The organism is Actinomadura syzygii (assembly GCF_008085905.1).
Classification (GTDB): domain Bacteria; phylum Actinomycetota; class Actinomycetes; order Streptosporangiales; family Streptosporangiaceae; genus Spirillospora; species Spirillospora syzygii.
The window spans coordinates 93,978-107,597 of record NZ_VSFF01000014.1; the positions used below are offsets into that span (position 1 = coordinate 93,978).

General features: G+C 71.2%; 13 protein-coding genes and 1 pseudogene. 7 read left to right on the forward strand and 7 right to left on the reverse strand.

The window, feature by feature from the left end; translation table 11 throughout:
• Window positions 1-102 precede the first annotated feature (102 nt).
• From FXF65_RS34165 to FXF65_RS34175, 3 genes are all read left to right on the forward strand, one after another.
• Entirely contained in the window at window positions 103-474 is a 372-nt protein-coding gene (locus FXF65_RS34165) for a type II toxin-antitoxin system RelE/ParE family toxin (protein WP_148354210.1), read from the forward strand.
• Window positions 471-806, forward strand: coding sequence for a helix-turn-helix domain-containing protein (locus FXF65_RS34170; RefSeq protein WP_148354211.1), 336 nt, complete (start codon window positions 471-473; stop codon window positions 804-806). Before FXF65_RS34165 ends, FXF65_RS34170 begins: the two co-directional genes overlap by 4 nt.
• A 349-nt stretch (window positions 807-1,155) precedes the next feature.
• A complete protein-coding gene (locus FXF65_RS34175; protein ID WP_148354212.1) occupies window positions 1,156-2,358 on the forward strand; it encodes an IS110 family RNA-guided transposase in 1,203 nt (400 codons plus the stop codon).
• 33 nt (window positions 2,359-2,391) lie between these two features.
• On the opposite strand, the gene FXF65_RS34180 is transcribed toward FXF65_RS34175, so the two are convergent.
• Complete coding sequence (locus FXF65_RS34180; protein ID WP_222868876.1) at window positions 2,392-2,778, reverse strand: hypothetical protein; 387 nt, start codon at window positions 2,776-2,778, stop codon at window positions 2,392-2,394.
• 212 nt (window positions 2,779-2,990) lie between these two features.
• Between FXF65_RS34180 and FXF65_RS34185 the strand changes: the two genes are divergently transcribed.
• Window positions 2,991-3,428, forward strand: coding sequence for a hypothetical protein (locus FXF65_RS34185; RefSeq protein WP_148354213.1), 438 nt, complete (start codon window positions 2,991-2,993; stop codon window positions 3,426-3,428).
• A gap of 6 nt (window positions 3,429-3,434) precedes the next feature.
• On the opposite strand, the gene manB is transcribed toward FXF65_RS34185, so the two are convergent.
• The 3 genes from manB to FXF65_RS34200 all read right to left on the reverse strand — a co-directional run bounded on the left by manB (window position 3,435) and on the right by FXF65_RS34200 (window position 6,523).
• Window positions 3,435-4,502 carry a mannose-1-phosphate guanylyltransferase gene (gene manB, locus FXF65_RS34190; protein ID WP_148354214.1) on the reverse strand — a complete coding sequence of 356 codons (1,068 nt, stop codon included), beginning with the start codon at window positions 4,500-4,502 and terminating at the stop codon, window positions 3,435-3,437.
• Between the two features lie 52 nt (window positions 4,503-4,554).
• Window positions 4,555-5,703, reverse strand: a complete 1,149-nt coding sequence (locus FXF65_RS34195) for a glycosyltransferase family 4 protein (protein WP_148354215.1) — start codon at window positions 5,701-5,703, stop codon at window positions 4,555-4,557.
• 115 nt (window positions 5,704-5,818) lie between these two features.
• The gene (locus tag FXF65_RS34200; protein ID WP_148354216.1) at window positions 5,819-6,523 is read right to left on the reverse strand and encodes a class I SAM-dependent methyltransferase; all 705 of its coding nucleotides are present in this window, start codon (window positions 6,521-6,523) and stop codon (window positions 5,819-5,821) included.
• Window positions 6,524-6,774: 251 nt separating this feature from the next.
• Here FXF65_RS34200 and FXF65_RS34205 point away from each other — a divergent pair.
• From FXF65_RS34205 to trxA, 3 genes and pseudogenes are all read left to right on the forward strand, one after another.
• Window positions 6,775-7,755, forward strand: a pseudogene (locus FXF65_RS34205) (RNA-guided endonuclease InsQ/TnpB family protein); the annotation flags it as partial.
• A gap of 238 nt (window positions 7,756-7,993) precedes the next feature.
• The gene (locus FXF65_RS34210; RefSeq protein WP_246199300.1) at window positions 7,994-8,980 is read left to right on the forward strand and encodes a lysylphosphatidylglycerol synthase transmembrane domain-containing protein; all 987 of its coding nucleotides are present in this window, start codon (window positions 7,994-7,996) and stop codon (window positions 8,978-8,980) included.
• On the forward strand, window positions 8,977-9,300 hold the full coding sequence (gene trxA, locus FXF65_RS34215) for a thioredoxin (protein WP_148354218.1): 324 nt from the start codon (window positions 8,977-8,979) through the stop codon (window positions 9,298-9,300). Before FXF65_RS34210 ends, trxA begins: the two co-directional genes overlap by 4 nt.
• Here the strand turns inward: trxA and FXF65_RS34220 are convergent.
• The 3 genes from FXF65_RS34220 to FXF65_RS34230 all read right to left on the reverse strand — a co-directional run bounded on the left by FXF65_RS34220 (window position 9,281) and on the right by FXF65_RS34230 (window position 13,559).
• Window positions 9,281-10,372, reverse strand: coding sequence for a glycosyltransferase family 4 protein (locus FXF65_RS34220; RefSeq protein WP_148354219.1), 1,092 nt, complete (start codon window positions 10,370-10,372; stop codon window positions 9,281-9,283). The two genes, trxA and FXF65_RS34220, sit on opposite strands and share 20 nt — an antisense overlap.
• Before the next feature lie 7 nt (window positions 10,373-10,379).
• Window positions 10,380-11,315 carry a glycosyltransferase family 2 protein gene (locus tag FXF65_RS34225; protein WP_222868894.1) on the reverse strand — a complete coding sequence of 312 codons (936 nt, stop codon included), beginning with the start codon at window positions 11,313-11,315 and terminating at the stop codon, window positions 10,380-10,382.
• Between the two features lie 219 nt (window positions 11,316-11,534).
• Window positions 11,535-13,559: a hypothetical protein gene (locus tag FXF65_RS34230; protein WP_148354220.1), complete on the reverse strand. Its 2,025-nt coding sequence runs from the start codon at window positions 13,557-13,559 to the stop codon at window positions 11,535-11,537.
• Window positions 13,560-13,620 lie beyond the last annotated feature (61 nt).

Genomic DNA, 13,620 nt, shown 5'->3' on the forward strand with positions numbered 1-13,620 from the left:
ACACGGTTGCGGTAGCCGTGCTCGCCTCGACGTGGTCCAAGAGCAGGATGTAACCATGCCTGGCGACCGGAGCTGGGTAAAGGATTCGCTACACTCCTTGGTGTGGAGGAGTGGGAGATCCGCGTCACCAATGAGCTACTCGTCTGGATCAACAGTCTGGACGAGTGGTCGAAGGCTCAGGTCACTGACGCCATCGACCGTCTCGCCGAAGCCGGTCCAGGGCTTGGCCGTCCGCTCGTGGACCGCATTGAGGGCTCCCGGCTGCACAACCTTAAGGAACTGCGACCAGGCTCGGCAGGTCGCTCGGAGATCAGAGTCTTGTTCGTGTTCGACCCGTGGCGTTCGGCCATCCTGCTGACCGGGGGCGACAAGTCCGGTAACTGGTCAGGCTGGTACAAGCAAGCCATCTCCCGCGCCGAAGACCTGTACGAGGAGTATTTGAAGGAACGTCAGGTCGAGGAGGAGCAACGATGACGAGTTTCCCCAAGTGGAGTGAGGTCCGCGCCGACGTCGTCGCAGCGGCGGGCGGTGAGGAAGCCGTTGCCGAGGCCCGGAAGCGCAACCAGGCATACATCGACGGCCATCGGCTCGCCGAACGTCGCAAGGCCGTCGGCCTGTCACAGACCGAAGTGGCCGACAAGATGGGCGTGACCAAGAGCCGCGTGTCCCAGATCGAACGCGGCGAAGTCTCCACCGTCGACGCCATCGCCCGCTACGTCCAAGCCCTCGGCGGCCAACTCCAGATTTCCGCGGTCTTCGGTGACGACCAGTACATCCTGCGCGGCACCGACACCCACGCCGCCTGACCGATCAACCGCGGCAGCGTGCCAGTACAGCCGACGGCGGGATGAGGTGGAGCCGGCAGGTGCGCCGGCCGTTCGGGCATGCACCCCCCGGCCACGCCGTAACGCCCCGTTACCGTTTTCGCGTCCCCATCCGTTGTGGGGAGCCAGGTCACCCGGTCCGGCATGACTCAAGCCCCCTGTCGCACGAATGATCCGGGGGGTGTTGTCACCGGGCCCGGGTGGCGTCGGTGGACCGCTCATAGGGACAAGGCGCCTTGTGTGACGAAGTCATCGTCTCGCCGTAACGTGGATGCCGGCAGCCGACGCCAGATCTGTGACCAGGCCGAACACCCTCCCGATCGAGGTAGACGTGAGCGTCGAGTACGCGGTGTTCCTGGGGTTGGACGTCGGCAAGGGCGAACATCACGCCTGTGCTTTGGACCCCTCCGGCAAGAAGCTGCACAACAAGGCCTTGCCCAACGATGAGCAGCGGTTGCGGACCCTGTTCACCCAGCTCGGCCGCCACGGTCGGGTGTTGGTGGTGGTCGACCAGCCCGCCTCGATCGGCGCGCTGCCTGTCGCGGTCGCCCGCGACCAGGGCTGCCAGGTCGCCTACCTGCCCGGGCTGACCATGCGCCGCCTGGCCGATCTGCACCCCGGCAACGCCAAGACCGACGCCCGCGACGCCTACATCATCGCCGACGCCGCCCGCACCCTGCCGCACTCCCTGCGACGCGTCGATACCGGCCAGGAGGCCCTGGCCGAGCTGGAGGTCCTCGTCGGGTTCGACGACGACCTGGCGGGCGAGTCGACCCGACTAGTCAACCGGATCCGCGGGCTGCTGGTCACCATCCATCCCGCTCTGGAGAAGGCCCTGGGACCGAGGCTGCACCACCCCGCCGCACTGGAACTGCTGATCACCTACGGCGGCCCGGACGGGTTGCGCGCTGCCCCCGCAGACGACCTGCTGGCCACCACCAAACCGCTGGCCCCGCGCATGGCCGGACGCCTGGTCGAGGCGGTCAAGACCGCCCTTGACGCCCAGACCGTCGTCGTTCCCGGCACCACCGCGGCCGTGACCGTCCTGCCGCACCTGGCCCGCTCCCTACGATCGGTCCACGACCAGCGCGACCAGGTCGCCACGCAGGTGGAGGAGATCCTTGATGCCCACCCTCTTGCCAAGGTCCTGATCTCGATGCCCGGCCTCGGGATCAGGACCAGCGCTCGAATCCTGCTGGAGATCGGTGACATCACGGCCTTCGCGACCCCGGGGCACCTGGCCGCCTACGCCGGTCTCGCCCCTGTCGCCCGCCGTTCCGGGTCGTCCATCAAGGGCGAACACCCTCCCAAGGGCGGCAACAAGGCGCTCAAACGAGCCATGTTCCTGGCAGCGTTCGCCTCGCTCTCCGACCCGCTGAGCAGGGCCTATTACGACCGGAAGAGAGCCGAGGGCAAGAAGCACAACGCCGCCCTCATCTGCTTGGCCCGCCGCCGCAGCGACGTCATCTACGCCATGCTCCGGGACAAACAGCCCTACCAGCCCACACGCAAACTCACCGCCCAAGCGGCTTGACGAATCCCATAGGGACACCCCCCAGGCCACAGTTCATCCTTTCTCTTCTGGCGGCGTGACGGTTGTGGCGCTCAGGCTTTTTCCGAAGAAGGGGCCCACTACTTTCGCAAGCTTCCGTTGGATCGAGCGAATCAGCCGGATGGTGAACTCGTCGGTGTAACCGGTCGTCGTCGCCCACTGATAGCCGGACCCGGCCACATCGCTGACGAACACGATCTCCGTCGCCAGCAAAGCCCGAGCCCAGTCCAGCGACGACATGGGCTCATCTCTTTCGAGCGCCCCTCGAATTCGATGGCATTGATCAAGCAGGTCATCGACCCCATCGAAGCCCATGCCGACGGCCAGTTCATCCGAGCAGTGCGCCGGGCCGCCCCATTCCAGCAGCGCCCGCCGGAGCAACCCGACCTCGTCGTCGCCCAACAACGATCCCGGCAACAGCTCACGCGGCTCTGATGTCACTCGAGGGTGTCCCAGTACTTGTCCAAGTTTTTCTCACGCCGGAACACGGTGCCTCCGTCAGAGTGCCCGGGATCGCGGAGCACGATCGTCTTGCCGTCCTCCCCAAGATAAGCCGTTCGATTGCGCGCGAGCGGCTTCACACGGAGCGGATTGTTCGTGATTTCTTCAACCCCATGCCGACATCCGTGGCGAGCGGGCGGGCGGCGGTCGCGAAGACCGCGCGGGCCGCCCGCGACCGGTGGACGCGCTTACCCGTGGGATGGCGGGCGTCCGCGCTCGTGGCGCTCGCCGCCGTCGTCGTCGGCGCGGTCTGTTTCGCGTTTCTGCGGCCGTCGCCTGAGCCGCGCGCGCGGCAGTACATCGCGTTCAAGGCGTGCCTGCTCACCGACTCGCGCGGGATCGCGGGCGCGGAGGCCGCGCCCGTCTGGCAGGGGATGCGGCGGGCGTCGCTGAAGACCCGCGCGAAGATCCAGTACCTCGCCGTGTCCGCGTGGCCAACGCGCGGCCCTACCTGGCGAGCCTCGTCCAGCGGGGACGTCACGGCCGCGAACGTCTCCGGGAGCGACGTCCCCAACACGGTTGAACGCATCGTCGCGGACGCGGTCGGGTGAGGCGGGTTAGGCGTCACTGGAGAAGCGGATCGCGGTGGGAGGGAGTTCGATGCCCGGCCAGACGCGGGCACCGGGACGGAGTTCGTTGCCGGGGCCCACCACCGCGCCGTCGCCCAGGACCACGCCGTCCAGGACGGCGCCGGGGCCGACGCGGGCGCCTCGGCTGAGGACCGAGTCGCGGACGGTGGCGCCCTCGGCGACGAAAGCGTCGTCCAGCAGGACGCTGCCGAGGACGGTCGCCCCGGCTTCGACCACCGCGCCGCGTCCGACCGTGGTGCCGCCGCGGACGACCGCGCTGGCCGCCACGCTCGACCCGGCGAGGGCAAGGTGCTCGCCCGGCTCGCCGGGCATCGCCGGAGAAGCCAGCTCGCCCAGCACCAGATCGCGAGACCCCTGCACGAACGCCTCGGGCGTGCCGACGTCGAGCCAGTAGCACGACTCGACGTGGCCCATCACGATGGAGCCCGACGCGATGAGGGACGGGAACGTCTCGCGTTCGACGGAGACGACCTCGCCCTCCGGGATCGTGTCGATGGCCGAGCGGCGAAACACGTAGCAGCCCGCGTTGATCTGGTTCGTCACCGGATTGGGCGTCTTCTCCAGGAACGCGGTGACGCGGCCATGGTCGTCGGTGGGCACGCAGCCGAAACGGGACGGGTCGTCCACCACGGTGAGGTGCAGCGTGACGGCGGCACCCGCCTGCTCGTGCAGCTTGACCTGGGCCGGTACGTCGTGGCCGGACAGGATGTCGCCGTTCAGGATGAGGACCGGGTCGTCCGGCCCGGAGGTCAGCGCGGCGGACGCGTTCCGGATCGCGCCGCCCGTGCCGAGCGGCTCGTCCTCGCAGACGTAAGCGAGGTCGACGCCGTACGCGTGGTCGCCGAACACGGCCTCGAACATCTCCGCCCGGTAGGACGTGGCGAACACGATCCGCTCGACGCCCGCCGCGTGCGCGCGCGCGAGCTGGTGCGCGAGGAAGGCGACGCCCGCCGTGGGGAGCAGCGGCTTCGGCGTGGAGATGGTCAGCGGGCGCAGGCGGGTGCCCCGGCCCCCCACAAGGAGGATCGCTTCCACTCGGTTCCTTTCTCGCGGCGGGCGACCACCGCGAGCCTAGTGGCTGTGGGACCTAGTGGCTGTGGGACGCGGCGTACTGGTCGACGGCCCGCCGGTAGGACTCCAGGTGCGCGGCCGCCGACGCCGACCAGGAGAACCGCTGCGCGCGCTTATGCGCGGCCTCGGCCAGCTCGCCGCGGCGGCCCGGGTCGTCGAACAGGGCGGCGAGCGCGTCGCCGATGGCCTCCGCCGCGGGCTCGGTGTAGGCGACCGCGTCGCCGCCGACCTCGGGCAGCGGCCCCTGCCGCGTGGTGAGGACGGGCGCGCCGCACGACATCGCCTCCAGCACCGGCAGGCCGAAGCCCTCGCCGCGGCTCGGGTGCGCGACGACCAGCGCGCCGCCGAAGAAGCCGGGCAGCGCCGACCACGGCAGGTAGCCGGGACGCAGCACGCGCAGTTCGAGCGGGACGGTGGCGAGCGCGGCGTCGACGTCGTCGTCCCAGCCGCCGCTGCCGGCGAGGACGAGCGCCGGAGGGTCGGTCCGCCCGGCGCAGGCCCGGACCCAGCCGCGGATCAGGTTCGGGACGTTCTTACGCGGCTCCAACGCCCCGAGATAGGCGACGTAGGGACGTCCGTGCAGGCCGAGCCGGTCGGAGACGTGCTTGGTCTCGGCCTCGCTCGGCCGGTGGAACACGTCGTGGTCGACGCCGTGGTAGGCGACGTCGATGTGCCCGGGGTCGGCGCCGAGCAGCCGGACCAGCTCGTCGCGGGTCGCCCGGGACGGCGCGATCAGCCGGGTCGCGCGGCGCGCCGCCGACCGGGTCGCGGACTTGACGTACGACGTCCGCACCGGGTCGTGCGGCTCGGGGTCGGCGAACATCGTCACGTCGTGGATCGTGACGACCGTGGGCAGCGTCGCGCTCACCGGCATCGTGTAGGTCGGCAGGTGGATGACGCCCGCGCCGACGCGCTCGGCCACGTGCGGCAGGCCGGACTGCTCCCAGGCGAGCCGGGTGGCGCGGTGCGCGAGCGTCGCCGGACCCGCCACGACCCGCGCCCCCGGCACGAGTTCCCCGTAGCGTTTCTCGTCGGAGCGCTGGCAGGCGACGGCGAGGTCGGCGCCCTGCGCGTGCAGGGCGCCGAGCAGCCCGTCGACGTATCGGCCGAGCCCGCCGCGGTCGGCCGGCACGGCTGTGGCGTCGAGCAGGATTCGAGGCGCCACGGTCCATCCCCCCATCCAAGCCCGGTGGCGTAGATCACTCTTTACTCTTCGAGCCTACGCCCGCCGATGCCCGCTTCGCGGGACCTCACACAGCGATTCAGCACCTCGTGAACAACTACCGCTTTCGGGCCTGAATAAGAACGATGCTGCCACGCTCGTTCGGCGCGCCGCGGTCGGCCAGCGCGACCAGCGGAGTCAGCGGCGCGGCCGCGTTGAAGCCGACCTTCCCGCCGTAGGTGGACAGCGACAGGTAGAGGCGCTCGGCCCCGGCCGTCCGGAACTGGTAGCTGTGTTTGACCAGGTCGAGGCCGCGTTCGTCCATCAGCTTGCGCAGGCTCTCGTGCGTGTACGTGTGCTGGACGTGGTACTTCGACCTGTGCGCGTCGCGCAGTTTCGGCCAGGCGTCGGCGCGGCTCAGCACGTCGGCGGACATGAAGATCTCGCCGCCGGGCTTGAGGACGCGGGCCATCTCGTCCAGGGAGCGTCCGCCGTCGTCGAAGTGCTCGATCGCGCAGACCGACAGGACCGCGTCGAACGAGCCGTCCGCGAACGGCAGGCGGAGCGCGTCGCACTCGATCAGCGCGGGCGCGTCGGCGAGCGTCCGGCCGTAGACCATCTTCTTGCGGGCGAGGTCGATCGAGACGGCGTCGGCGCCGCGCCTGCGCGCCCGTCCGGCCCAGTAGCCGTCGCCGCCCGCGACGTCGAGGACGCGCCTGCCGCGCAGGTCGCGCCCCATCCAGCCGAGGAGCGTCCCCGCCTCGCGGTACCGGCACACGTGCACCTGGTGGCCCATGAAGGCGACCACATCGGAAATCTTCATCGGATACCTGCAGTGTGGAGACCCTGTCCTTCAGCTTCAGGGCGGGGAGGAAGCGTGGCGCAGTGCGGCATAGTGATCGTCCTTCCGGATTGTGGGTGTGCCGGTCGCGACCGGTTGAAGGTGACGTTGAGTGATCTTGTTGATGCGTTCTGTCAGTGGGTGTCGCTACGGTCGCGGGTGTGAAAATCGTGGTGCAGGTGAAGCTGCTGCCGACGCCCGAGCAGGCGGCAGCCCTCAGCGCGACCCTGCACGTGTGCAACGCGGCGGCCGATCACGCGTCGGTGGTGGCCTACCGCGAGTTCGGGTTGGCGACCCGGCAGGTGCCGTTGCACCGGGCCGTGTACACCGAGCTCAGAGCGCGGGGGCTGGGCGCGCAGGCCGCCGTCCGGGCGATCAGGAAGACCGTGGACGCCTACGCCATGCTGCGCGGCCAGATCAAGGCCGGGCACCTGGGCGGGCAGGGCTCCGCGCGCCGCGTCAAGGCCGAGGCCAAGCCGATCCGGTTCCGTCCGGATGCCGCGCAGCCCTTCGATGACCGGAACCTGTCGTGGCAGTACGACGCGCGGACGGTGTCGATCTGGACGGTGCACGGCCGGTTGAAAGGAGTGGCGTTCACCGGGTCGGCCGCCCACCTCAAGACCCTCACCGCGCACCGCCGCGGCGAGTCCGGCCTGCTGCAGCGCGGCGGCAAATGGTTCCTGACGGCCACCTGCGAGGTGCCCGAAGCGCCGCTCGACACCGACCCGGTGGACTGGATCGGTGTCGACCGCGGCATCGTCAACCTGGCCGCCACCTCCGACGGGGCCAACCATGACGGGCGGGGGCTGGAGAAGTACCGGCGCCGGATGGCGCGGGTACGGGCCGAACTGCAAGCCAAAGGCACCAAGTCCGCCAAACGTAAGCTGAAGAAGCGTGCCCGGCGCGAGACCCGGCACGCCGCACACGTCAATCACACCATCGCCAAGTCGGTGGTGGCCGATGCCGAACGCACCGGACGCGGCATCGCCCTGGAAGACCTCCAGGGCGACCGCGACCGGACAAGGGTTCCACGGCACCAGCGGGCCACCCACTCCAGTTGGCCGTTCCACCAACTCGAAGCCTTCATCGGCTACAAGGCCCGATGGGCCGGAGTACCAGTGATCAAGGTCGATGCCCACTACACCTCCCAGACCTGCCCGCGCTGCGGGATGGTCTCCCGCCGCAACCGTCCCACCCGGGACACCTTCTGTTGCGTGGTCTGCGGGCTCGCCGGCCCGGCCGACCACATCGCCGCCGTGAACGTCCGTAGACGTGCACGAACGGCGTGGGTATTTGTCAACATGCCCCATGCGGCCGTGTCACCGTCCCCCGGTCAGGGACTGTCACGAGCTGCAAGCCCGGCCCTTCAGCTTCAGGGCCGGGTCGTTGACCGTGCCCCCAACTGTAGGCGGCGCGGGCGGCGGCGAGGTCGCGTTCGCCTACGCTGGGCGCGTGAAGACGAAGGCCGTCGCCGTCCGGGCGCTGCGCGTGCTCCTGGTGGTCCTCGCGCTCGCGTTCTGCGGGTACAGCGTGGCCTCGCAGTGGGACGCCGCCGTCGACGCGTTCCGGCAGATGTCGTGGATCGCCCTCGCCGGGGCCATGGCCGCCGGGCTCGCTGGGCTGTTCGCCTGGATGCTCGGCTGGCGGGAGTTCCTCGCCGGGCTCGGGTCGCCGCTGCCGGTGCGCGCGACGTTCCGGATCTCCGGGGTGTCCCAGCTCGGCAAGTACGTGCCGGGCAAGGTGTGGGCGCTCGTCACGCAGATCGAGATGACCCGCGAGCACAAGGTGCCGCCGGAGCGCAGCTTCGGCTCGACGCTGCTCGCGGTGGCGACGTCCACGGCCTGCGGGCTCGCGGTCGCGGCGGTGACGCTGCCGCTGACGTCCGCGACGGCCCGCGAGACGTACTGGTGGCTGTTCCTCCTCGCGCCCGTCATGCTGGCGATGCTGCACCCGAAGATCGTGACGTGGGCGCTCGGGCTGATGCTCAGGCTGATCCGGCGGCCGCCGCTGGAGCACCCGGTGAGCCTCGGCGTCACGCTGAAGGCGGTCGGCTGGACGGTCCTCGGCTGGAGCCTGTTCGGCGTCCACACCTGGCTGCTCTGCGACGCCGTCGGCGGCGACGGGACGGGCTTGCCGTTCACCGCGACCGGGGCCTACGCGCTGGCGTTCGTCGCGGGCTTCCTCGTGTTCATCGCGCCGGGCGGCATCGGGGCGCGGGAGGCCGCGCTGACCGTGGTGCTGTCGCCGGTGCTGCCCGCGGGCGCGCCGGTCGTGGTGGCGATCGCGTCCCGGGTGCTGCTGACCGCCGCCGACCTGATCAACGCGGGCGTCGCGTTCCTGCTCGGCCGGACGGCCCCGAGGGTCGCCGCGGACGCCGGGAATGAACCGGCGTCCAGGGAGCTTGTGAGGGATACGCAGCGAACGAAGGAGGGACCGTGACGGCCCCGATCACCGTGACCGACGCGACCTTCGCGGACGAGGTCCTCAACAGCGACACCCCGGTGCTGGTCGACTTCTGGGCCGACTGGTGCGGCCCGTGCCGCATGATCGCCCCCGTGCTCGACCAGATCGCGACCGAGCAGGACGGCAAGATCAGGATCGCCAAGCTGGACTACGACGCGAACCCGGAGACGCCGAACAAGTTCGGCGTGATGGGCCTGCCCACGCTGCTGCTCTTCAAGAAGGGCGAGGTCGTGGAGCAGATCGTCGGCGCCAAGCCGAAGCGCGCCCTGCTGAAGGTCATCGAGCCCCACCTGTGAGCCCGGTGAGGGCGTCGAGGTAGGCGGCCCACACCGGGCCGTGGTCGACCGGACGGACGCCGGAGCGCAACCGCTCCGGCTCCCCCGGCGCGTAGAAACGCCTGATCGCGGCGGCCAGGGCGGCGACGTCGTCCGGGGTGCAGACGACGCCGTCCACGCCGTCGCGGACCTGCTCGGCGAACCCGCCCACGTCGGTGGCGATCACCGGCAGGCCGTGCTCGTACGCCATCCACACGTTCTGCGACGCGGTCGCCGTCCGGTACGGCAGGACGAGCGCGTCCGCCGCCGCGAACAGCCCCGGGACGTCCGCCGCCGGGACGTACCCCGGCCGCAGTTCCACCCGTCCCGCCAGGCCGAGCGAGCGGATCAGCTCGCGTGTTCCGTCCAGGCCGCCCCAGAACTCGCCCGCGACGGTGAGCGCGACGTCGTCCGGGCCTTCGGCGAGGGCGCGGAGCAGGACGTCCAGCCCCTTGTACGGGCGGACGATCCCGAAGAACAGCAGCCGGCGGCGGACCTTCCCGTCGCCCGGCGGCGGCGCGGCGGGCGTCGGCAGGTGCGCGGGCATCTCCGCCACCCGCACCGGACGGCCGGTCAGCCCCCGCGCCAGCTTGCCCTGCGCGTCGGAGTGCACGAGAACGGCGTCGACCCTGCGCAGCAGGCGCTTCATGAGCGGCTCGTCGTATGCCTTGTGCTCGTGCGGCAGGACGTTGTGGCACAGCGCGACGACGGGCGTCCGGCCGCGAAGACCGGCGAGTATCCCCAGGTAGGCGGGCACCTGGACCGGGCTCAGCACCACCAGGACGGCGAGGTCGCGGGCGCGGAGCGCGCGGCCGGTGCGCCACCAGCCGTCCGGACGGCGCCAGTCGAGCGCGCGGCGGGTGCCGGGGAACGGCTCGCCCTCCGGGTCGGAGATCGTCTGCTGGCCGGGGTACAGGAAGCCGGGGTACTGGGCCCGCCACGACTCGATGACGACGTCGTGCCCGGCGGCGGCGAGCCGGTGCGCCAGCTCGGTGGTGTGCTGGGCGCCGCCGCCCTTGTACGGGAAGGCCGGTCCGACTATCGCGATGCGCACGGGCGCGTCAGACGTCGCCGCGCGAGCGGACGATCAGGTCCGCGAGCAGCGCCAGCGACGCGATGATCAACCCCGTCACGAAGATCATGATGGTGTTGTTGGCGAAGTAGCCGAAGTGCACGACCATGTCGAACACGCCCTTGAGCAGGCCGATCACGATCAGCCACAGCGCGGGCGGCATCAGCACCTTGAGCGGGTTGAAGTACATCACCATCCGCAGCACCTGGAGGATGTAGCGGTAGGCGTCCTTGGTGAAGTGGAACTTCGACTTCCCGGCGCGCTTGGCGTAGTCGATCGGCATGTACCGGACGGGGTGCTGGTTCGACAGGAACGCGATCGTGATCGTCGTGACGCAGGAGAACCCGGGCGGCAGCAGCCGCAGGTACGGCAGCGACACCTCGCGGCGGAACGCGCGCAGCCCCGAGTTCAGGTCCGGGATCTTCGTGTTGGTGAGCCGCTCGGCGACCTTGCGGATGAACCACTTCGCGGGCACCCGCAGCGCCTTGTGCGAGCCCTCCTCGGTGGTGCGGGCCCCGACGACCTGGTCGATGGACGGGTCGGTGTCGAGGACGTCCACCAGCTCGGGGATGCGCTCGTTCGGGTAGGACATGTCGGCGTCCGTCCACACGACGATCTCGCCGCGGGCCTGCTGGGAGCCGATGCGCCGGACCGTCCCCGAGCCGCTGTTGTGCTGGAACGCCATGACCCGCATGTTCGGGAAGCGGGGCGCGGCCTCCTCCAGCCGGGCGAGCGTGGCGTCGGTCGAGCAGTCGTCGACGGCGAGCAGCTCGTAGGTCTTGCCGCTCGCGTCCATCGCCGCGGTGATGCGCTCGACCTCGTCGATGACGTGGTCCTGCTCGTTGTAGCAGGGCAGGACGATCGTGACGTGGACGGGCCCGTCCACCGGCCCGGCGGGCGCGGGAACGGCCGCCGTCTCGGGCACGGGCTGAGACTCGCTCTGGGACGCGGCCGGAGAGGCGGTCTGAGAGGTGGTCTCAACCACGGTCTCCGCCGCGGTCTCGGCCACGGCTTCGGCCACGGGTTCGGGCGCGGGCTCGGTCTTCGGCTCGGCAGACTGTGTGCTCACGCAGCGCGAGGATACTCGCCCCGGCCGACCGCGACCGCTTTTCCCGCCGCGCGGTGGTCCGGCACGGCGCCCCGGTCAGCCGCGCGCGGGCTCGGCGATCCACACGTCCATCGAGAGGCCCCACGTCCCGCCGGGCGGCCCGGCGAGGGACCGGCCGTCCTGGCGTGTCCGCACGTGGAGGACGTGTTCGGGCGTCCCGTAGGGCGCGACCTGCGCCGCGTTCGCCGCCATGATCACCGGACGGCGGCCGGCCCGGTAGGCCCCGGCGACGACGCGGCGCACGTCGTCCGGCGACGCGCCGCCGGTCGTGCGCGCGGCGGGCACCCCGCACATGCCCCGGACGACCTGGAGGAACCGGTCCCCGGTCGACTGCTCCACCACGATCACCGAGCTGCGCGGCTTGAGCTGGTCGCACATCCCGCGAACGGCGCCGACCTCGTGCTGCTCCGTCCGCGTCACCAGGAACCCGGCGGACGTGATCACGATCGGGACGAGCATCAGCGCGACGCCGACGACCGTGCCCACCCGGACCACCGCCGGCCCGTAGCCGAGGCGGCGGACGCGCCGCGCCGCCCACGCCCCCGCGTACACGGTGAACAGGAGCAGTCCGGGGATGACCAGGCCGATCAGCCGCCGGGACGCCCACGGGTGGTCCGGCGTGATGCCGGGCCTGAGCAGCACCTGCGCGGTCGTCCAGACGATGACCGCGTAGGGCAGCAGCCATTCGGGCGACCGTCCGCGCAGCAGCCGCCGGACGATGAGCGCCGCGCCGAGCGTCGCGAACAGCACAGCCGGGATGCCGATGTACCAGGCGACCCACCACAGCGAGTGCTCCGAGTACTGGCGGGTGCCGTCCACCGGGAGGTGCTGGATGCGCTGCACGGTCTCGATGAAGCGGACGTTCATCTCGTCGTCGCGCGTCGCCGGTTCCCGCCGGACGGTCTGCACCAGCGGCCGGACCGCGAACCCGGCCATGACCAGCACGGTGAGGACGGCGGCGGCGCCCGGCAGGCGTCCGCGCGCGACGGCCGAGCCGAGGCGGCGCAGCCGGAGGCCGGTCCGGTCCCAGCGCAGGAGCGCCACCATGACGACGGTCGCGACGACGACGGCGGCGGCGATGGCCAGCAGCGGATTCAGGGACGACCCGAGATACGACAGGTAGGGCCGCGACAGCGTGTAGCCCTCGACCAGCCCGGCGCCCGCGCCGAGGAGCAGGCCGCCCGCCGTCCAGTAGCCGGTCCGCCGCCCGCGCGCCGCCCACAGCCCGGCGACGACCAGCACCGGGAGGACGTCGCGGAGCCCGTCGATGCGGACGAGCACGATCAGCCCCAGCGCGAGCCCGGCCAGGAACGCCTTCAGATCGGCGACCCAGCCGCCGTCCCGCCGGACGTCGCACAGCAGCGACAGCCCGCCGAGCAGCAGCACGATCGCGGGCAGCTCGCTGAACGTGCCGCGCGAGACGTAGAGCATCGGCAGCGTCAGCGCGAGCAGCAGCGCCCCGGCGGGCGCCCAGCGCGGCCCGACGAGCCGCGCGACCAGCCCGGCGAACGCCAGCACGCAGCACGCGCCGAGCAGCGGCGCCGCCAGCAGCATGCCGTGCGTGCCGCCGATCCAGCCGCCGAGCGCGAGCACCAGCGGGAACCCCGCCATGAACTGCGGGACGACCGCGCCGTCGTGCTGGTAGAACGCCGGGCTGTCGAAGTGCAGCGCCGGGTCGGGACCGCCGAACGCCGACTGCATGAGCGGGATCGGCAGCGACCCCTCGTCCTTCAACCACGTCGCGAACTGGACGTAGGACGCCGGGTCGCGCCGGACGACGATCTGCTCCCCGGCCATCACGATCTGGAGCACCAGGAACGCCACCGTGATCGCGAGGACGGCGGCGACCGGCCACCACGGAACCGCGTCCCACTCCCGGCCCCACTCGCGGGTCCGCAGGCCGAGCCACAGCGCCACCGCGGCGACCGGCGCGAACAGCGCGATCGCCGGTCCGGGCCGGAACACGCCCGCGAGCAGCAGCGGCAGCGCGACGGCCAGCCACGCCGCGACGAGCAGCGCCGGAGCGACGGTGACCCGCACGAGCAGCCGTCCAGCGTTCATGAGTTCAGACCCCGTGCCCGTCCGTCCGATGGTGGTTCGTTCCCGTGCGGAGCGTAGCGGC

Bases quoted from the DNA above. Each gene is read 5' to 3' on its own strand.
- FXF65_RS34170 (WP_148354211.1), top strand. From the start codon at position 471: ATGACGAGTTTCCCCAAGTGGAGTGAGGTCCGCGCCGACGTCGTCGCA.
- FXF65_RS34185 (WP_148354213.1), top strand. From the start codon at position 2,991: ATGCCGACATCCGTGGCGAGCGGGCGGGCGGCGGTCGCGAAGACCGCG.
- FXF65_RS34200 (WP_148354216.1), bottom strand. From the start codon at position 6,523: ATGAAGATTTCCGATGTGGTCGCCTTCATGGGCCACCAGGTGCACGTG.
- FXF65_RS34230 (WP_148354220.1), bottom strand. From the start codon at position 13,559: ATGAACGCTGGACGGCTGCTCGTGCGGGTCACCGTCGCTCCGGCGCTG.